Below are 19529 nucleotides of genomic sequence, written 5' to 3'. Positions count from 1 at the left end.
ATTAATAGTTTCAATTAAAATAAAGAAATTTTTCTGGCTAATTAATATTCAAAACCAGGGTTGTTTTATAAGTATTGCCATTGTTTGAGATCAATAATTCATGCTGATCAGGATAAATCAAATCCAATCTCCTGTGAATGTTCACTAAACCCACACCGCTTGCGTGGTCTTTTTGCGCACGACTGATTTTATTGCTCACTTCAAAGCTCAGGCGATTTCCAACTACTCTCAATTTAATTCTGATAGGATATTTTTCATCATTTATCACACCATGTTTGAAAGCATTTTCAACAAATGGAATCAAAACCAGGGCCGCTATTTTTTGCTCTGCCACACCTTCTGTAGTAAAATCAACATAAAAATGAGGTTCAAAACGCATTTTAAAAAGTTCGATATAACTTTGCAAATATTCAACCTCTTTCGATAGAATTACTTTTCCGTCAGGACTTTCATTCAAAGTGTACCGCATCAGATCGGATAACTTTAAAACGGCATTAGCCAACTGATCGGAAACCGGAATAGCCAGTGAATACACATAATTTAAAGTATTATACAAAAAGTGTGGATTGATTTGCGACTTCAGGAAAGCCAGTTCAGATTTTACCACCTCATCTTTCAGCTTTCTGTTCGCAATTTCGGTTTTGAAATTCTGCTCAACGCCATATACGGCTGCAGCAATTACAATATAAGAAATTCCATAGTAGATATTATCTGTGATATAATAGGAAATAGTAGTACCATCAAAATAATTATGGAAACCAAACCATTTTAAGTAAAGTACTTCTTCAATTAAGTAGCGTAAAAAAATAAATGCTGCGAGTGCGAAAATGATGCCTCCTATTAATTGTGGTATTTTTGCTCTCTTCAAAAACCTTGGATAAACCCATAAATAGCAGATGTAAAACTGTACAATCTGAATGAGCATCATCGAAAAATCAAATGCGGCATCAGTAAAAGAAACACCTTTTAAAATATAACCACTATAACGGTAGCCAATAAAAATTACCCAGCAAAGAATATGTATAGAAATGACTTTTACTTTTTTCATGCAATAAAACTAAATAAAGCTTTTCAATGGCTCAATCTTCTTATTCCAAACCTAGTAAAAATTATCCCAACACCCATTTTTTAAGGATGAACACTTTTGGCGATAAAAATTCCTGTTGGGATAATATTTTGAAGGTTTGGTATCAATTAATTTTTGGATGCACGCAACGTTTGCACTTTTGGATTGTCATTTAAGCACCTAACATTATGAACAGACTTTTTAAATTATCCAGCTCTTTCTTCGCGATTGCTTTCTCTTTTCAGGTAAATGCGCAAACTGTAAAAGTTAGCGGCACAATAACCGACCAAAACAAAAAATCTTTGGATTATGCATCGGTAGCTTTAATCAGATTGCCAGATTCTGTTTCATTTGGACTGCAATCAACCAATAAAGATGGTGTTTATGAATTTCAATCGGTTAAACCAGGACAATATCTGATCAAAGCCTTAATGGTGGGATACAGGAAAAATCAATCTGCTGCTTTCGCAATTACCGATAAACCATTTCAGGTGCCGGCAATTTTATTACAGGATCAGACAACTGATTTGAAAGAGGTAAATATAATTTCTAAACTTCCCGTAATCGATCAGAAAGCAGATCGTACCATTGTAAATGTTGAGCAAATGAACACTGCCGGCGACAATGCTTTGGAGGTAATAAGCCGTGCACCTGGCATTAGGTTAGATAAAGATGATAACATCATTTTAAAAGGGAAAAGCGGCGTAAATGTAATGATTGATGGTAAAATGAGTTACATGAGCGGTGCCGAATTAACTACTTATTTAAAATCTTTGCCAGGTTCTGTTTTGAGTAAAATCGAATTAATATCTAATCCACCTGCTTCATTTGATGCCGCTGGTACAGCTGGTTTCATTAACATTAAACTGAAACGAAATAAATTACAAGGCACAAACGGCAATGCTAATCTGGGTGGCGGTTATGGACGATATGAAAAGGTATATGGCGGCATCAATCTTAATTACAATGTTGGCAAGTTAAGCAGTTATGTTCGTTTAAATGCCGGACATTATAATTCTTACAACCGTTTAACGCTCAACCGAACCATTGGCAACGAACAGTTTGATCAGTTAAATTACTGGCATCCCATTACCAATAGCCTAAATTATTCTGCCGGTGCAGATTATTTTGTCAACGATAAACATACTGTTGGTTTTATGTTTAAAGGATTTAGTTCGCCGAGCCAAACCAATGTTAACAGCAGTTCCCCCAATTACGATAGGTTAGGTGTTAAACAAGGTTCAGTTGATATGTTTAACCCACAAGATAATAGCTCTGGTAACCATGCACTCAATTTCAACTATCGTTTTAAAATAGATACCGCAGGCAGAGAACTTGGGTTTGATGCCGATTATGTCAACTATAAAAATGATAAGACAGAAAGTTTTGTCAATACTTATCTGGATGGGAACGACAACCTGAAAGACCAGCCTGTATTTTTAAGAAACAACGGAATGGGGCAAATTTCCATTTACGCGCTTAAAATGGATTATATTCATCCATTTACCAAGACATTAAAATTAGAGGCTGGCTGGAAAAGCAGCTGGATAAAATCGCAAAGCGATGTCCGTTTCGATTCGCTAAAAACCGCTGGCTGGATCAATGATGCCAAAAGGACAAATGCTTTTAATTACAATGAAAACATTAATGCCGGATACATTTCGCTTAACCAAACTTTAAAAAATTTCGACTTTAAAGCGGGTGTTCGCGTTGAGCAAACTTTAGGCGACGGATTTTCTTCCGGAACAAGCACTGTCATCGATAGAAAGTATTGGAAACTTTTCCCAAATGTTTCAGCCCTGTACAAAATTGATAAAAACAATCAATTAACAGCATCTTACCGTAAAAGTATCAACAGGCCATCATATAGCAGCTTAAATCCTTTTGCCTTTTACTCCGATCCGTACACAGCAATTCAGGGTAATCCACTTTTGCAACCCTCTTACGCAAACAGCTTTGAATTAAATTACAACCTGAAAAACTTCAGATTGTTAACGGTTAGTTATTCAACCAGAAATGGCTCCCAATCGAACGTAATTTACCAGAATGATATCACAAAAGAAAGCATCAGCCGACCAGAAAACCTGAACAGGGAAACCGGTTTATATTTAGCTTCAGGAAGCCCGTTTGATGTGGTTAAATGGTGGAACAACAACACAGAAATTTCAGTATCTTACAACAAAACCAGTTCTCCGGTTCAGGGTTCTGGCTATAATGCATCCAAATGGAGCTGGGGAATTAGTAGTGATAATACCTTCACATTACCTAAAGATTATTCTTTGAATTTGTATGGCTATTACGAGGCACCATCAATCTCCGGCTTGTATCGCAATTTAGAGAATTATGCAATCAGCATTGGGGCCAAGAAAACATTTTGGAAAAAGAATGCGACCATCTCTGCAAGAATGAATGATGTTTTTGCCACTGGAAAATTCAGAGCTGTGTTAGCCTACAACAATATTAACACCTACTGGCAAAACGAATGGGAAAACAGAAAGGTTTCTGTTAACCTGACCTACAAATTCGGGAATATGAAAATTAAAACCGCCCGAAGCCGAAGGACAGGAACTGGCGATGAAGAGCGAAGAGTGGGGAATTAGTTTAAACTGGTTTAATTGGTTAATTGTTTTAATTGGTTAATTGAGCGAAGGCAGTTAACCGATTCTTCAATTCAAACCATTAGCCAGTAACGTCCAGTTGAACCAAGACGATTAACCGATTCTTCAATTCAAACAATTAACCAGTAACGTCCAGTTGAACCAAGACGATTAACCGATTCTTCAATTCAAACCATTAACCAGTAACGTCCAGTTGAACCAAGACGATTAACCGATTCTTCAATTCAAACAATTAACCAGTAACGTCCAGTTGAACCAAGACGATTAACCGATTCTTCAATTCAAACAATTAACCAGTAACGTCCAGTTGAACCAAGACGATTAACCGATTCTTCAATTCAAACCATTAACCAGTAACGTCCAGTTGAACCAAGACGATTAACCGATTCTTCAATTCAAATAATTAACCAGTAACGTCCAGTTGAACCAAGACGATTAACCGATTCTTCAATTCAAACAATTAACCAGTAACGTCCAGTTGAACCAAGACGATTAACCGATTCTTCAATTCAAACAATTAACCCTAAGGCATCAAAGCACCAACAACATCCAAACATTACAAGCAAAGTGACCAGAGTTGCCAAGAGGTGCCGATAATCTGGTAAAACCAGTTTTTTCGTACATTGAAATGGCAGTAGTCAGTTCAGGGAACGATTCCAGATAAATTTCATTGTAGCCAAAATGCTGAGCAGATTCTATGCTTTTTTGCATTAATGTTTTGCCAACACCTTTTCCTCTTGCTGAAGCAGCTGTATAAAGCTTTACCAATTCCACACAACCTTCAGGCAAACCAGCGGTAGGGTAAATCCCACACCCCCCGATTAATTGACCATCTTCTTCTGCAACCCAGTAAACAGATTGTTCGGCCTTAAAAACACCAGATAAATGATCAGTTGTAGGATCAGTATAAACGGTGCCTGGTTTATCAATTTTAAATTCTCTTAATATGGATCTGATTACTTCAGCAAGCTCCTGATCGTCTCGCTCTTCTATTTGTCGGTATGTGATGGCCATGATGATTTTTTCTCAAAGTTAAAGATCGGCAGACAACCATTGAAGAAAATTCAAACAAAATAGTGTTTGATTTTATTTAATAAAGAAAAGATCATGCCATGGAAAACGAAAAAGATAAAAAAACAGTAGAAAACACAAATGAACAGCCTAAGCCAACAGATGATGTTCAATTGGAAATAGAAACGGTTGTTCCTTCGGCGCACCAGGCAGAAATTACGCCTGGCAAACCCGAAAGCGACGAAGCCGAAAGTAAAGAAACACCTGCTGACGAGAAAAAAACCGAAGAACCCAAAGCGGATCAGGAAGATCAGAAACCTTCAGCAACAACTGAAAGTGAAGCAAAAAATGAAGAAAAGACAGAAACTGCGAATGAAAATGCAGCAGAAACTCAAACTGCGGGGACCGATGATGGTACTGAAGGCGACGAATCAGAAAACGATAAAACTGAAGATGATCCTGATGATAAACGCAACGACATTGAAACAATAACACCAAGTGCTTAAAGCTAATTTTTGTTAAACTGACACGCCACTGAAATAGTTTTACTAATTTGGCGTTATGATTAACATGAAAAACATACTATTGCTCTGCCTGTTTACCATAAGCTTTTTTAGCTGTGGAATTAACAGACAGGCTCAACAAATAAAAGCACTTGAAGACTGTACTTATAAAATCACGAGTGTTCAGCAGGTTTCCATCGCAGGAACAGATGTAAAAAAACTGATCGATCAACAAGATTTTAACCTGACCAGTTTACCTGGCGTTGCACTTGGATTGTTAAGGAAAGACATTCCGTTAAGGGCAAACCTTAATCTGGAAATTACAAATCCATCAGCTAATCTGGCAGCTATAAACCAGTTTGAATATAAAATATTGGTTAATAACACTGACCTGACCGAAGGAATTGTAAATCAAAATGTAAGCATTGCACAAGGTCAAACCGTTACTGTACCTGTTCAACTGACCAGCAATATCTACGGACTGGTTTCCAATGGAAATGTTTTTAATGATATTGTTAAAGCAGCACAAAAAGGGTCTTCCTCAAAGGATGAGAAATTAGGTTTGTTAACCATTAAAATCAAGCCGACTTTTATGTTGGGGAATACACCAGTGAAATATCCGGGTTACATCACGATAAATAAAGATATCAGCAGTAAAATACTATTGTAATAGGTGTAGTTCACGTATACACCTATGCACTTCACTGCGTTTAGAATGACAATTATTTTTTCCTTAACTAATGACATTGGGTTCCCACCTGTGTAGGAATGACGGCAACAAGCATGACCAGATTTTTTTGTACGCAAGATAGGTTTACGTAATTGAGGAGTTTTTAACTCCTCTCCATCTACCTAGAATTTCTTACCAGGAACCATAATCATTCCCTTTATCCCATTTTGGTCCAGGCTTTCAGTTACGGCTTTGATTTCTGTTGAAGATAACTTGTCTGGCATTGTGGTCGATGTGGCGCTTAAACTAGCTGTTTTCGCTCCGGTAGTAATAAAACTTCCGTTTTTAGCATACAATAATGCATAAGCCAATAACGTTTCGGTTTCATCGCCCCAGGCTTTTGTTAAATCTTCATAAGCTTCTTTATCAACAGTTAAACCTGAATAATAGCCCCCAACACCCAGTTGATTTTTGGTTTCAAATTCTGGCACGTATAAATCCAGCTTGTCAATTCTGATCGGGAAAAAACCAACAGGCTTGCCATAAGTGGTTGCTCCTATTAATTTAACGTCCATTACCGGTTTTAAGCTGTTTATAGTTAATTCACTGGCAGAAGCGGTAGACCCGCTCACGATAAAATAAATCCTGCTTAGCGCCAAAGATCCCGATTTTGCAAATTTCTCAATATTATCAGCTGACGTAGCCGAATAATTCAAATCTGCATAAGTGACGTATTTCCCATTAACGCCTGCTGTGAAGTTTTGTAAATTTCCACCGGCATCAAGCAACGGTTGATGCACTAAAACTGATGCCTTCCTTTGAGCTGTAGTAAGTCCTTGCAAATAACCATTATAATAAGTAGTGTACATGGTATTACCATTTTGCGCTATTGGAGCGGCGAGATTTATGATCTCAGTAGCCGTTGAAACATATCCGCCGCCATTATAGCGAAGATCAACAATCAACTCGGTTACGCCTTGACTGGTAAAATTTGAAAAAACTGTTTTTAAAGCTGCAGACACATTATTCGTGAAGCTATTAAATACCAAATAACCAACTTTTTTACCACCAACAGTATAAACATTAGTAAACAGGATCGGGTTAACCGTATAATTCGTACTATGAACCACAACACTCTTAGTAACGCCGTTTAAATCAACAAAACTTAAGCTAACTGATGAATTGGTGCCAAAAATAGCTTCGTTTAAAAAGTTAACGGTACTACTGCTATACGATAAGTTTGTTCTGCCATTTATACTCGTAATCCTGCAACCTCTGGTTAATCCCTGCTCACTGGCTGGCGAATTCGGATAAACGTATTTAATCCTCAAATCGGAAGTGGTATTATACATCACTGAGAAACCATAATCATTAGCAGTTCCATTAACATCAGCTTTCAGGGTAGCTACTTTTCCGGTTGTAGTCACATAATCTATAAAAGAATATTTTGGCTCTGAGTATCCGCTTACGTATTCATAAGGTTTTCCGGTTGATGGATCTGACGAATATTGTGTTAAAGCATACAATTCGCTTTCATTGGAGCTATAAGAACGTGGCTTGAAAGCATCATAAGTTGGAAGTGAGGTATTCCAATAGTAAAGCTCTTTGGTATACAGAAAAATAGAATCCTTTGTTAATTCATCTCTGGAGGCAGTGATTGTTGGATTTGTTATTGGTTCTTCCGGGGTAGCTGTATCTTTTTTGCAGGAAGTTATAAGGCCGATGTTAAAAAGCATTACAACTAATAAGTAGCAAAAATTTTTGTTTTTCATGTGTGTTAATTTAGCAGGATTATATCTGATATACGTTTTATTTAACTAAACAGTTGTTAAAATGCATAACTTTTTCTTTATCAACAACTAAAAATAAGTTAAAATATTGTGCAGGGGAAATGATGTATCGTTGAATGAGGAAAATTTACCGATTAAAAATACTTTAATAGTGAAATAACATGAATGTTTATTTCTCACTTTAATGATTTACAACATTTTTCAATTGAGATTGTTTTTTTTAGAATACGAATTGACACATTTGAAGTTAAACATATAGTACAAATACACCCTTAAAATGTCGCTTTTGCACCGTTTGTTTAGTTTACGATTTTTTCATATTTGATTAATGAACATCGTGATGAGCATAAGCAATAAAGTAAAGAATTTAGGAAGATGGCGGATATAATATATGTACAAACAAACATACTGATTGTTCAATTGTTTAGAAAAAGATAATCCTTTGAGTAAGCAGTAAATAGAAAACTTTTAATTATAAATTCAAAAATTATGGACACAATTGAATTCAAAACGGAAATTAACGCAACACCTGAAAAGGTATGGGATGTACTTTTTGGAGTGGATACTTACCCAAAATGGACGTCAGTTTTTGCAGAAGGCTCTACAGTGGAAACCGATTGGAAAAAAGGTAGCAGGGCAATATTTTCAGATGGAAAAGGCGATGGAATGGTAGCGAGAATCGAAGAGAATATTCCAAATAAATACATGTCGATAAAACATTTGGGAGAGATAAAGGACGGTAAAGAAGATTTGAAAGATTGGGAAAATGCTTTGGAAAACTATACGCTTGAAGAGAAAGATGGCAAGACAACACTTAAAATAGATATGGGAATTATCGATGATTGGCGGGATTACTTTGAAAAAACATGGCCAAAAGCTTTAGATAAGGTTAAGGAACTGGCTGAAGATTCAGAAAAATTTCATGTCGAAACATAAAAACAAAAAGCCTACATATTATGAACTGCCCCAAAAGTTAAACACTGTTTAAGAGCAGTTTATAAGAAAAAACAGGCGTCGTGCAGCTGAATTCAAATTAGATATTATCAAGAAGCAGTTCGAGGAGCCCCAGTTAGCTACTTGTCGATGTTAATATATTTATTACCTGGTGCCTGTAAAGCTTGCCAATTGGTATATGTTTTTCTTGTATTTCGATCTCGTCCTGGGTATAAGTATCAATCTTGTTAAGCGCAACAAGAAAAGATCTGTGAACTCTCAAAAAAAAGTTTACCGGCAACATGGCTTCTAAAGATGCCATAGTGTATTTGGTAATTACCGTGCCTTTGGCAGTATGGATTTTGATGTAATCTTTTAAACTTTCCACATAGAAAATATCGTTTAGAAAAACCTTCACCATTTTCCTTTCAGCCCGGAAATAAAGGAACGCATGATCAGCCGTTTCCACCGGAAGCATCACCGGTTGGATTACAGGTGATAGCTCCTGATCCGGCAGCGCTTTCATAACAGCTTTTAAGAACCGGTCAAAACGGATAGGCTTGATCAGGTAGTCGGCAACATCCAGTTCGAAAGCCTGAACAGCATATTGCTCAAAGGCCGTTGTCAGTACGATCTTTGGCGGCTGTATCAATGTGCCGATCATATCTATCCCGGTAATTTGTGGCATTTGGATATCGAGGAACAACAAATCGATTTGCTGCTGTTTCAATGCCGCAAGGGCCTGGATGGCATTGCCACATTCACCAACCAGATTAAGCATCGGTATTTGAGCGATGTAACGCCGGAGCACTTCCCTTGCAGGCGGCTCATCATCAACGATCAGGCAATTATATTTTTTCACTCGCTCCATTGTATACAGGTTTAAGCACATCAGGATGTGCAGCTATCAAAGTGATCTTCAAATTTACGATATACATTTCTTCCTCATCATTGATCGTCAGTTCATGCTCATCAGGATAAAGAAGTTCCAGACGTTTGCGCACATTCGCTATCCCTATACCAGGAGTTATATTCGTGACGGAGGGCTTGCCATTAATAAGTTTCATCGCCAGTTCATTATCCTTTACTGTTACGTTTAGGCTGATCCAGGGATTTTCCGTCATCTGGCTGGCACCATGTTTAAAGGCGTTTTCTATGAAGGGTAATAGCATCAGCGGTGCAATCAGGTAGTTTGTTGCTCCTGGTAATTGTACGGCAATCTCCAGCCCGTGGTCATAACGGGTAGTTTCTAAAGCCAGATAATCGCTGATCATTTTCAGTTCCTTATCGAGCGCTACCAAGGGTTTATTACAATCATAAAGGATGTAACGTAACAACTGCGAAAGCCCCATGATCATTCCAGAAGCCTTTTCAGAAACATCCTGCGTAAACGAATAAATATTATTCAGCGTATTGAACAAAAAATGCGGATGCAGCTGTGCTTTTAACATTTGCAGTTCCGCATTAACCTTTTCTTTTTCGAGCAATAATGCGGCCTCTTGTTTTTCATAGAAACACTTCATCAGTTTGATGGCCGCGGCTACGCCTCCAACCGTGATGCTCCCCCGCAAGCCAGCCAACATAGCCACGCCGAACTGAATATAAAAAGCAGGATGAGACTCACTTGCAACGAGCGGGGATATTTTATCTGCATTGCGGTGACGGATATAATCGATCACGGTCATTGATAATGCTGCCGACAGGGCAGCGGTTAAAAAGATCAATACCACTGCGCTTATGGTTGCCAGAACATATTTTCCGGGTAACACCAGTTTAGGGATAACGAGATACATGAGCGTATAAGCTAAAAAAAGGCTGGGTATCATGTACATCGAAGTTTCTGGCGAGGTGATGATCAGGCGATGCAGGAAAGGCTGCTGTTGCAATGCAGGTGAAGGTGAAAAAGAATACAGCAAGAGTTGAAACAAAAACCAGAGCAGCCAAAAAATCAAATGCCGTGATATACGCCATCCAGGTTTATTGGAATAAATAAAAGGTAATTGCTGCATGAATATCCTGATCTAAAGCTAAGATACATATCGAAAATTAAAGCAGATGATGAATATCCAATTATTCGACCAACGCAGCCAGGCTGTCTATTAAATCATTTTGTCGACGATGAAATAACCTGATAAACGAAAAGGCACTGTATGTTTTAAATAGTTAACGCTTCCAAATCTTTATCCCACAGAAAGTCTTTGATCACTTTTTAAAAAATCATACTAAAAACAACTAACAACCAATGCACCATTTTTTTCCAAAATCATGATTGTTAATTTGTTGCGAAGTTTCAAGCATCTAAGTCACCAAAGTGCAGGTTTCCAGTCACATACGCTCTTACAAACCAGACAGAAATTCTAAAAAAAACGCTATAAATCATAGACTTATAGCGTTTTTGAATTCGTTATTATAAATTGGATTTGTGGTGCCACCTGGATTCGAACCAGGGACACAAGGATTTTCAGTCCTTTGCTCTACCGACTGAGCTATGGCACCATCCGTTTGGGAATGCAAATGTAGTATTCTTTTTTCCAAATGCAAGAACCCTTTTAAAATATTTTTTCAATCAAATGAAAAACTCAACCATCAAAAAAGCCCGTCATTTCTGACAGGCTTTTGGAAGTGGTGCCACCTGCAAACCTACAGGTTTAGAACAATTAAAATTCACAACCATCATGATCCTCTGTGTTACTGCCGGAAAGCGTATACAGGCTAGCTGCACTTAACAATCGGATTAAATCAAATCTTTTAAGTAAAAAGTTATAATGTTTTAAGTTTTTACTATCAGTTAATCTTACAGGTAAATATACACTCCTGCCCTTTTAATTTCTTCAATTCTTTTCAGCTTAATTTCGTTGAAAAATCAAGAATCAACGAAATATAGTTGATTTTTTACACTTAAAAAACCACAAAACTCTAATTATCAATATGTTAAAAAACAGGCACTTATTTTGAAATACGGCGTCTGCACCCCAAACATCTAAAAAAGAAAGTAAAATGAAAAACGACAGATCAAAGACTATTATATTTATCACGGGTGCTTTTGTAGGAAACAATTCCTGGACAAACTGGAAACAGTATTTTGAAGATAAGGGGTACACGGTCTTTGTTCCGGCATGGCCATTCAAAGATGATTCTCCAGAAATCCTTCGTAACAGACATCCAGATGCCGATATAGCCTCCTTACGGCTTACACAACTGGTGGAACATTATGCCACCATAGCCGCTCAACTTACTGAAGAGCCTATATTAATCGGACATTCACTGGGAGGACTCATAGTACAGCTATTGTTACAAAAACAAATAGGAGTTGCGGGAGTAGCAATACATTCAGTACCACCACAAGGAGTAATCTCTTTTGAGTGGTCATTTATCAAGTCGGTATTTAATCCGCTTGGCTTCTTTACTTCAGCAAAAAAAACATACCTGATGTCTTTTCCCGAATGGCAATATGCCTTTACCAATGGTATGCCTCATGAAGAACAATTAACTTCTTATGATGAGTATGTTGTTCCGGAATCTAAACTGGTACTGCGTGATGGACTTACCAGCGCAGCGAAAATTGACTTTAAAAAACCACATGCCCCACTCTTAATATTATCAGGAAGCATAGATCATATTATGCCGGCATCCCTTAACTACTCAAACTACAGAAAATACAAGCATAAGGGCTCTGTGACAGACTATATGGAATTTGAAGGCAGCAATCATTTTGTTCTTGGCCAACCTACATGGAGAAATGAAGCAGAATTTACGGCTCGCTGGCTCGAAGAAAATTCATAATGGACTAATGTCTATTTACTTGTCTGATTTTATAAGCCATAGATATTGCAATTTGACACGATAAATGTTGAAGTGATATCTGTTAAGAAAAATAATAAACCAATCTTAATCCCTAATCTAAACTATTATGAAAATTTCATTCCTAACAACTGTACTTCTGATCGCATCGTTTTCAGGTTTTTCGCAGAAACCGGGTTCCACATTGTTAAATCCCACTAACCATGCGCTGGTGCTTATTGATTATGAAGGGCAAATGGCCTTTGCAACAGGCAGCATCCCTATCGATCAGCTAAGAAACAACACAGCCCTGGTAGCCGGAGCTTCTAAAATTTTTAACGTACCCACCATTGTTACAACAGTGGCAGAAAAATCTTTCAGTGGTCCGGTATTCCCTGAAATCCAATCTCTGTTCCCTTCTTCAACCTACATAGACCGAACCTCAATGAATACCTGGGAAGATATAAACGCCCATAAAGCCATTACCGGCAAAGGCAAAAAAAAGCTTGTGCTCGGAGGTTTATGGACAAGTGTTTGCATTGTAGGGCCAGCACTTTCTGCATTAGGTGAAGGTTATGAGGTATATGTAATTACGGATGCGTGTGGGGATGTATCCAAAGAGGCTCACGAAATGGCTGTTACCCGTATGGTTCAGGCAGGTGCGCGTCCTCTAACATCATTGCAATACCTATTGGAACTACAACGCGATTGGGCACGTGAGGAAACTTATCAGGCGGTTACAGACCTTGCCGTTAAACATGCTGGTGGTTATGGAATCGGGATACACTACTCAAGGGAAATGGTCAAGCACTAAATTGCAGCCACTTGAACTTCAGTTACGTTAAAAGGTAATGATATAAAATCAAAGCCTTTAAGTTTATAACCACGTTACCATTAAGCCTTTGAACATGAAAACCAAACTATACCTGTTCTCTTTATTTATTTGGCTAACAACAGAAGCTTCAGCTCAAACCAGAGGCATTTCTTCCCTTATTGTATACAATGCCAAGATTCATACGCTCGATAATAACAATACAATTACCGAAGCCATGGCTGTGGCTAATGGAAAAATTATCAGTACCGGCAAAAGTGCAGATATCCTTAAGTTTAAAACCAAGAACACCATTATAATCGATGCTAAAGGCAAAGTTATTGTACCAGGATTGTTTGACTCGCACATGCATATTATTCGTGGCGGAAGGTTTTTTAATACTGAGCTTCGATGGGATGGTGTGCGCTCTTTAAAGAGCGCACTTGCCATGCTGAAAGAACAGGCACAAAGAACCCCGGAAGGGCAATGGGTGCGTGTTATAGGTGGATGGAATGCCTTCCAATTTGAAGAAAAAAGACTTCCAACACTTGAAGAAATAAACAATGCCACCGGAAACACCCCCGCTTTTGTACTGCACCTTTATGGACATGCTTATCTCAACAAAGCTGGCATTAAGGCTTTAAAGATGGATATTAATACACCAAATCCTAATGGAGGACTTATAGAAAAAGATATTCATGGCAATCCAACTGGGATGTTGGTTGCTGAACCCAACGCCTTTATCCTGTACTCCACACTATCTAAACTTCCCGAACTCAATCCTGAAGAAAAAATAAATTCAACTAAACTATTTATGGCTGAAATGAATAGACTAGGTGTTACTGCCATTATGGATGCGGGCGGTGGTTTCCAGAACTTTCCTGAGGATTATGGCGTAACAAGCAAACTTTGCGAAAGCAGCGAACTTACCATACGCATGCCCTATTATCTTTTTGCCCAAAAAGCCAATAGTGAACTTAACGACTATACAAAATGGATAAGTTCGGTGGAAATTGGCGATGGTTGTAACGGTCCTTCTGATGGTACTGCAGAATTTGCAAAAATGCCAAAAACAGAATACCATGTACAAGGTGGTGGTGAAAATCTTGTAATGAGTGCAGGCGACTTTGAAAATTTTGACCAGCCTAGGCCAGATCTTAGCCCTGTAATGGAAAGCCAGTTGGCACCAGTACTTTCTCTACTGGTAAAAAACAGATGGCCGTTCAGGATACATGCCACATACAATGAGAGCATCTCACGTTTTCTTAATGTAATAGAAGATATAAACAGGAAAACACCCCTCAATGGCTTATTATGGTTCTTTGACCATGCCGAAACCGTTTCTACTGAAAACCTGCAAAGGATAAAAGCCCTTAATGGCGGTATTGCCATTCAACATAGAATGGCATATCAGGGAGAGGCTTTTGTAAAACGCTATGGCAAAATTGCAGCAGCCAATACTGTTCCGCTTAAAAAAATAATGGAAATGGGCATAAAAGTAGGCATGGGTACTGATGGTACGCGTGTAGCCAGTTATAATCCATGGGTAGGCCTGTACTGGCTCACCACGGGTAAAACACTTGGCGGACTGAAATATATGGCAGATGAAAATATTGCAGACCGTACTACTGCCCTAAAACTATTTACTCAGGGCAGCGCACAACTAATCAGCCTTGAAAAAGACAGGGGCATACTTAAAAAGAATTACCTTGCTGATTTCATCATCCTTTCAGATGATTACTTCACCACTGCTGAAGATAATATACTGAACATAGAATCAAAGCTTACAGTAGTGAATGGAAAGGTGGTATATGCTGATAATGATTTCCGTTTGTTTGCAGCGCCACAGCCTAAAGCAATGCCTGAATGGAGTCCGATAAATTACTATGGTGGTTACCAAAAAAACTAAACCATGAAAAAGTTAATTCAACAATTATTAAGCTCCGACCTGAAATCGCCGCTATACAACTTTGCAATACTATTCTTCAGAATTGCCATAGCCACTGAACTTATTTTGGTGCATGGGCTCAAAAAGATAGGTATAGGGGTTTCTGTTGCAGAAGTGATCCCGAATCCCCTTGGGCTCCCTGAAGCTCTTAATAATTTTATTGCCATTACTGCTAATGTTTACTTACCAGTTCTTGTAATAATTGGCTTGTTTACAAGACCAGCAGCCTTACCCGCCCTGGCAATAACAGCCACAGGTTATTTTATAGTACACGGACATGATTCTTTAGCAGAACGCGATATTCCTTTTATGTTCAGCGTATCGTTACTAATGATTGTACTGTTGGGTGGAGGCAAATATTCTTTAGATAACCATTTGAGTAAAAAATTAAGCTAGCGATCATGAAAAAAACACTCATACTATTTCTTATTCCGGTATCCGGCATAACAGTATGGGCACAACAGCAGCCTGATTTCAGGCCGTTAAGGTATAACGATGACTTCAGCTATTTAAGAAATGATTCTGCAAGGAACAGCTATGAAAAAATAAAGTACATAGCAATTGGCAAATCGGAAAATTATTTTGCTTCTGTTGGAGGCGAAGCAAGATGGCAATATATCAGGACAATCAATAACAAATGGGGCAATGAATCTGATGCTTCAGGTGGATACTTACTTTCGAGATATCTGTTTCATACAGATATTCATCTGGGTCTGTTCAGCGTTTTCGGGCAGTTTCAGAGCAGTCTTGCCCACGGTATGCCAGCCCCTAGCCCTATAGACGAAAACACGGCCGATATTCATCAGGTATTTCTTAATATCAGTTTGATCAACAGTGAAAGTATAAGGTTTTACACACGCATCGGAAGACAGGAAATTCTATATGGCTCGCAAAGGTTGATTGGGGTTAGAGAAGGGCCAAACAGCAGGCATGCCGTGGATGGATTCAGAGTAGTGCTTGAAAAAAAAGATTTTCAGGCCGATATATTTTACACACACCCCGTTGCCAATGTTCCTGGTAGTTTTAACGATAAATTCAACGATAACGCCAGGTTGTGGGGAGGCTATACTGTAATAAATGACATCAAAGTTCTTAATCATGTTGACGTTTACTACCTGGGAATCTGGAAAAGTAAAACCATTCTGGACAACGTATCAGGTAAGGAATTAAGGCATACGGTCGGCTTTAGGATATGGAAAAATAAAACCAGCTGGAAATATGATGTAGAAGCAGCATATCAGCTCGGTAAACTTGGGAAAAATACGATCAGTGCATGGACAATATCGGGCAACGTGAATTACAGGTTTGAGAATATAAAGTCAACTCCTGTTGTGGGCCTTAAAACTGAGATCATCTCCGGAGATAAAAACCCTCATGACAGCAAAACAGAAACCTTTAACCCTCTATATCCCCGGGGAGCTTATTTTGGACTTGTAGCCCTTATTGGTCCGGCTAACCTTTACGACTTCCATCCATCGATAGAATTAGCACTGACAAAGAATCTTAATCTTGGAATTGACTATGATATATTCTGGCGATGGAGCAAAAATGACGGACTTTATGCACCAAATATGCAGCTCTTATATTCTGGTGTCGGAATTAACGGAACCTTTATCGGTACGCAGCTTGGGGTCGGTTTAGCATATAACCCCATCCCCTATCTTTCATTTACACTTGAAGGTGCGTGGTTCAATGCAGGCACCTTTATTAAAGAAGCAGGCAGAGGCAAAGATTATTTTTATACGGCACTTACAGCAACATTTAAATTCTAAAAAACACATGCAATCATTATCAATTTAAACCTATTATATCATGAAGACAAAAAAAACATTAAACGTACCTGCAGGACTTTTAGTCCTGTCGCTAGTGGTTTCGTGCAGCGATAAACCTGGACAACCAACAAATTCTGGCAATGATACCATACAGGTTCAGGATTATGCGACCGATCCGCACATCAATAAAGGTGTAAAGGATTTTCTAACAGCACTGAACACAAGCGGCGGAAAACCGATAGAAAGCATGTCTAAAGAAGATGCCCGTAATGTACTCATTGGTGCACAGGCAGGTGCAAAAGTCGACCTTTCAGGCATTGAAGAGTCTGAGAAAACCATTACCACAGACGGCTTTACCATAAAACTGAACATTGTACGTCCAAAAGGGAACAGCGGGAAACTTCCTGTGTTTATATTCATTCATGGCGGAGGATGGATATTGGGCGATTATCCTACCCACAAACGAATGGTTCGCGATTTAGTAATAAGAACAGGGTATGCAGGCATATTTGTAAACTATACACCATCACCCGAAGCACATTACCCCGTTGCCATAAACGAGATTTATGCTGCTACAAAATGGGTTGCTGAACATGGTAATGAGATTAATGTAGATGGAAAAAAGCTCGGTATTGTTGGCAACAGTGTCGGTGGGAACATGGCAACTGTAACTTCCCTCATGGCCAAAGATAAAAAAGGTCCGGAAATTAAAGTACAAATACTTTTATGGCCGGTAACAGATGCCGGTTTTAATACTGAATCATATGCCAGATATGGTAAAGACCGTTTTCTGACCACACCATTAATGAAATGGATGTTTGACCAATATACTACTGATGAGAAACAACGCAAGGAAATATATGTTTCTCCGCTTCAGGCTACGGCAGCGCAATTGAAAGGCCTTCCCGCAACTCTTATCATAACAGCTGAGAATGACATACTTCGTGATGAAGGCGAAGCTTATGGACGAAAACTTGACGAAGCTGGTGTGAATGTAACAACTGTACGTTACAATGGTGTTATACATGATTTTGGACTGCTCAATGCTTTGGCAACTGACCCGGCAACCATAAGAATGTTCGACCAGTCTGCAGAAGAGCTTAAAAAACACCTCAGATAGTTAGTTATGGCCAGTTACTATAAAATTAGCTGCAAAAGGCCTGGATAAACAAAAAAACAGAGAATCGAAGCTTTTAAAGGAAATATTCCATCAACAAATTCTTGTTATCATGACCCATATTACGAAAATAGCGACAAAAATAGGAATGTTCCTGGCGCTAATGCCGTTACCAGGCAGAGCACAATCCAATGCTCCGGGTTTAGCAGAACTGATTGAAAGTGCCATTAAAAAAGATTATGCTCTTGCAAACAAACAACTGGATATAGAAACCACCAGTATTGATGCAAAAAAACTAAAGGAAGCTCACTTGCCCAGAATAGATATTTCGGGGAAAGGCGCTTATACTACTTCATCTTTTAATGTAAACAGTCATGAACTAATAGTTCCCCTGCTTAATATAAACATTCAGCAGGGCAGTAATCGTTTTACGTCATCATCATATCTTGTAAATACTCAAATCGCTACAGGTGCATTGCTTTATTCTGGTGGAAGAATTCCGAATTTAAGGAAAGCATTAAGTCAGAAAATAACAGCAGAAAAAGCGCTGCTGGAGAAAGATCGTCAGGAGATAATCAGCGAAATCATGATCGCATATGATCAGCTGGCTTTGCTAAAGCAGATACGCGTAGTACTGGATGAAAGCGAAAAACGCCTCAGCGCAAACAGAAAAACATCTGATAAGGCATTTGGCTATGGATTAATTACTAAATATGAGCATCAAAAAATTGAAGTGGCCCAGGCACAACTGAATTCCCGCATACAAGAATATGAAGGAAAGCGCAGCTTAGTACTCTACCAATTACATCTTTTAACAGACATGGATTTGGCCAGCCTCGCCCTTATAAATAATAGCCTTACAGTTCTGAAAGTTAGTGAAAACAACGCTACAGTGGAGAACAGATCCGAAATCAAGGCGCTTCAAGCGGTAATTACTGCCAATGAATTTAATATAAAGGCCGAAAAAAGCTGGTTTCTCCCCAAAGTTCAGGCAGGCGCATCGCTAGGCTATATTGGTTTTTTAAATGGTAACTTAAAAAGCCGCGAGCCTGTGATACAGGGTGGCAATAAACTTTCTTCTGATTTGCCAAACTTGAACATTCTACCAGTTTTTACAGTAGGCATCGGAGCAAAATGGGATTTATTTGATGGAATGGCAGGAAAACGTGATGTGCAAAAGGCAAAAATAGAACTGTATAAAGCTCAAAATGAGAAAAAAGAAGTAACCGAAAAGCTGGAACTTAACCTTTACAAATCATGGACTGACTATAATACAGCAAATGCGCAGATTGAGGTTAAAGAAAAACAAAGGGAAATATCTAAAAACGCATTAACTCAGGCAACTAAAGAATACCAGACAGGGTTGATTAAATCCTTACAGCTTATAGATGCCGAAAATGACCTTCAAAATGCCTCCTTAGAGCATATACAGGCAATTTACATGCAACGAAGAACAGCCGTTAATCTGCTCAAAGCAACTGGAAATTTAACCATTCAATCTATTAAATAA

At 38.5% G+C, this 19529-nt stretch carries 16 protein-coding genes and 1 tRNA gene; 11 read left to right on the top strand and 6 right to left on the bottom strand.

The window, feature by feature from the left end; all coding sequences use genetic code 11:
* Positions 1 to 37 precede the first annotated feature (37 nt).
* Entirely contained in the window at positions 38 to 1048 is a 1011-nt protein-coding gene (locus DU508_RS12300; RefSeq protein WP_115403102.1) for a sensor histidine kinase, read from the bottom strand.
* Between the two features lie 206 nt (positions 1049 to 1254).
* Between DU508_RS12300 and DU508_RS12295 the strand changes: the two genes are divergently transcribed.
* Positions 1255 to 3666 (top strand): outer membrane beta-barrel family protein, encoded by a 2412-nt coding sequence (locus tag DU508_RS12295; RefSeq protein WP_115403101.1) that lies wholly within the window; start codon positions 1255 to 1257, stop codon positions 3664 to 3666.
* Positions 3667 to 4215: 549 nt separating this feature from the next.
* Here DU508_RS12295 and DU508_RS12290 read toward each other — a convergent pair.
* Complete coding sequence (locus DU508_RS12290; protein WP_115403100.1) at positions 4216 to 4698, bottom strand: GNAT family N-acetyltransferase; 483 nt, start codon at positions 4696 to 4698, stop codon at positions 4216 to 4218.
* Positions 4699 to 4796: 98 nt separating this feature from the next.
* On the opposite strand from DU508_RS12290, the gene DU508_RS12285 reads away from it, so the two are divergent.
* Both DU508_RS12285 and DU508_RS12280 read left to right on the top strand, forming a co-directional pair.
* A complete protein-coding gene (locus tag DU508_RS12285) occupies positions 4797 to 5201 on the top strand; it encodes a prolipoprotein diacylglyceryl transferase (protein WP_115403099.1) in 405 nt (134 codons plus the stop codon).
* 64 nt (positions 5202 to 5265) lie between these two features.
* Positions 5266 to 5868 carry a hypothetical protein gene (locus tag DU508_RS12280; protein ID WP_115403345.1) on the top strand — a complete coding sequence of 201 codons (603 nt, stop codon included), beginning with the start codon at positions 5266 to 5268 and terminating at the stop codon, positions 5866 to 5868.
* A 182-nt stretch (positions 5869 to 6050) separates the two neighbouring features.
* Here the strand turns inward: DU508_RS12280 and DU508_RS12275 are convergent, their stop codons facing one another.
* Entirely contained in the window at positions 6051 to 7640 is a 1590-nt protein-coding gene (locus DU508_RS12275) for a S41 family peptidase (RefSeq protein WP_115403098.1), read from the bottom strand.
* 507 nt (positions 7641 to 8147) lie between these two features.
* Between DU508_RS12275 and DU508_RS12270 the strand changes: the two genes are divergently transcribed.
* Positions 8148 to 8594: an SRPBCC family protein gene (locus DU508_RS12270; protein ID WP_115403097.1), complete on the top strand. Its 447-nt coding sequence runs from the start codon at positions 8148 to 8150 to the stop codon at positions 8592 to 8594.
* A 133-nt stretch (positions 8595 to 8727) separates the two neighbouring features.
* Here the strand turns inward: DU508_RS12270 and DU508_RS12265 are convergent, their stop codons facing one another.
* The 3 genes from DU508_RS12265 to DU508_RS12255 all read right to left on the bottom strand — a co-directional run bounded on the left by DU508_RS12265 (position 8728) and on the right by DU508_RS12255 (position 11087).
* Positions 8728 to 9462, bottom strand: a complete 735-nt coding sequence (locus tag DU508_RS12265) for a LytR/AlgR family response regulator transcription factor (RefSeq protein ID WP_115403344.1) — start codon at positions 9460 to 9462, stop codon at positions 8728 to 8730.
* Entirely contained in the window at positions 9440 to 10600 is a 1161-nt protein-coding gene (locus DU508_RS24095; protein ID WP_233509503.1) for a sensor histidine kinase, read from the bottom strand. Before DU508_RS24095 ends, DU508_RS12265 begins: the two co-directional genes overlap by 23 nt.
* A gap of 414 nt (positions 10601 to 11014) precedes the next feature.
* Positions 11015 to 11087: transfer RNA gene (locus DU508_RS12255), tRNA-Phe, on the bottom strand.
* Positions 11088 to 11588: 501 nt separating this feature from the next.
* Here DU508_RS12255 and DU508_RS12250 point away from each other — a divergent pair.
* The 7 genes from DU508_RS12250 to DU508_RS12220 all read left to right on the top strand — a co-directional run bounded on the left by DU508_RS12250 (position 11589) and on the right by DU508_RS12220 (position 19529).
* Entirely contained in the window at positions 11589 to 12374 is a 786-nt protein-coding gene (locus tag DU508_RS12250) for an alpha/beta hydrolase (RefSeq protein ID WP_115403096.1), read from the top strand.
* 127 nt (positions 12375 to 12501) lie between these two features.
* Positions 12502 to 13185 carry a hydrolase gene (locus DU508_RS12245; RefSeq protein WP_115403095.1) on the top strand — a complete coding sequence of 228 codons (684 nt, stop codon included), beginning with the start codon at positions 12502 to 12504 and terminating at the stop codon, positions 13183 to 13185.
* A 94-nt stretch (positions 13186 to 13279) separates the two neighbouring features.
* Positions 13280 to 15091, top strand: a complete 1812-nt coding sequence (locus DU508_RS12240) for an amidohydrolase (RefSeq protein ID WP_115403094.1) — start codon at positions 13280 to 13282, stop codon at positions 15089 to 15091.
* A gap of 3 nt (positions 15092 to 15094) precedes the next feature.
* The gene (locus DU508_RS12235) at positions 15095 to 15526 is read left to right on the top strand and encodes a DoxX family protein (RefSeq protein WP_115403093.1); all 432 of its coding nucleotides are present in this window, start codon (positions 15095 to 15097) and stop codon (positions 15524 to 15526) included.
* Between the two features lie 5 nt (positions 15527 to 15531).
* Positions 15532 to 16902 carry an alginate export family protein gene (locus DU508_RS12230; RefSeq protein ID WP_115403092.1) on the top strand — a complete coding sequence of 457 codons (1371 nt, stop codon included), beginning with the start codon at positions 15532 to 15534 and terminating at the stop codon, positions 16900 to 16902.
* Positions 16903 to 16942: 40 nt separating this feature from the next.
* Positions 16943 to 18022, top strand: a complete 1080-nt coding sequence (locus tag DU508_RS12225) for an alpha/beta hydrolase (RefSeq protein ID WP_115403091.1) — start codon at positions 16943 to 16945, stop codon at positions 18020 to 18022.
* Between the two features lie 109 nt (positions 18023 to 18131).
* Complete coding sequence (locus tag DU508_RS12220; RefSeq protein WP_115403090.1) at positions 18132 to 19529, top strand: TolC family protein; 1398 nt, start codon at positions 18132 to 18134, stop codon at positions 19527 to 19529.

The sequence above is a fragment of the Pedobacter chinensis genome, assembly GCF_003339865.1.
In the GTDB taxonomy this organism is placed as follows: domain Bacteria; phylum Bacteroidota; class Bacteroidia; order Sphingobacteriales; family Sphingobacteriaceae; genus Pedobacter; species Pedobacter chinensis.
This window is presented reverse-complemented; position numbering and strand designations above follow the sequence as displayed.

Bases quoted from the DNA above. Each gene is read 5' to 3' on its own strand.
- DU508_RS12280 (WP_115403345.1), top strand. From the start codon at position 5,266: ATGAAAAACATACTATTGCTCTGCCTGTTTACCATAAGCTTTTTTAGC.
- DU508_RS12240 (WP_115403094.1), top strand. From the start codon at position 13,280: ATGAAAACCAAACTATACCTGTTCTCTTTATTTATTTGGCTAACAACA.
- DU508_RS12250 (WP_115403096.1), top strand. From the start codon at position 11,589: ATGAAAAACGACAGATCAAAGACTATTATATTTATCACGGGTGCTTTT.
- DU508_RS12245 (WP_115403095.1), top strand. From the start codon at position 12,502: ATGAAAATTTCATTCCTAACAACTGTACTTCTGATCGCATCGTTTTCA.
- DU508_RS12295 (WP_115403101.1), top strand. From the start codon at position 1,255: ATGAACAGACTTTTTAAATTATCCAGCTCTTTCTTCGCGATTGCTTTC.
- DU508_RS12265 (WP_115403344.1), bottom strand. From the start codon at position 9,462: ATGGAGCGAGTGAAAAAATATAATTGCCTGATCGTTGATGATGAGCCG.
- DU508_RS12270 (WP_115403097.1), top strand. From the start codon at position 8,148: ATGGACACAATTGAATTCAAAACGGAAATTAACGCAACACCTGAAAAG.
- DU508_RS12225 (WP_115403091.1), top strand. From the start codon at position 16,943: ATGAAGACAAAAAAAACATTAAACGTACCTGCAGGACTTTTAGTCCTG.
- DU508_RS12230 (WP_115403092.1), top strand. From the start codon at position 15,532: ATGAAAAAAACACTCATACTATTTCTTATTCCGGTATCCGGCATAACA.
- DU508_RS24095 (WP_233509503.1), bottom strand. From the start codon at position 10,600: ATGCAGCAATTACCTTTTATTTATTCCAATAAACCTGGATGGCGTATA.
- DU508_RS12235 (WP_115403093.1), top strand. From the start codon at position 15,095: ATGAAAAAGTTAATTCAACAATTATTAAGCTCCGACCTGAAATCGCCG.
- DU508_RS12220 (WP_115403090.1), top strand. From the start codon at position 18,132: ATGACCCATATTACGAAAATAGCGACAAAAATAGGAATGTTCCTGGCG.
- DU508_RS12285 (WP_115403099.1), top strand. From the start codon at position 4,797: ATGGAAAACGAAAAAGATAAAAAAACAGTAGAAAACACAAATGAACAG.
- DU508_RS12275 (WP_115403098.1), bottom strand. From the start codon at position 7,640: ATGAAAAACAAAAATTTTTGCTACTTATTAGTTGTAATGCTTTTTAAC.
- DU508_RS12290 (WP_115403100.1), bottom strand. From the start codon at position 4,698: ATGGCCATCACATACCGACAAATAGAAGAGCGAGACGATCAGGAGCTT.
- DU508_RS12300 (WP_115403102.1), bottom strand. From the start codon at position 1,048: ATGAAAAAAGTAAAAGTCATTTCTATACATATTCTTTGCTGGGTAATT.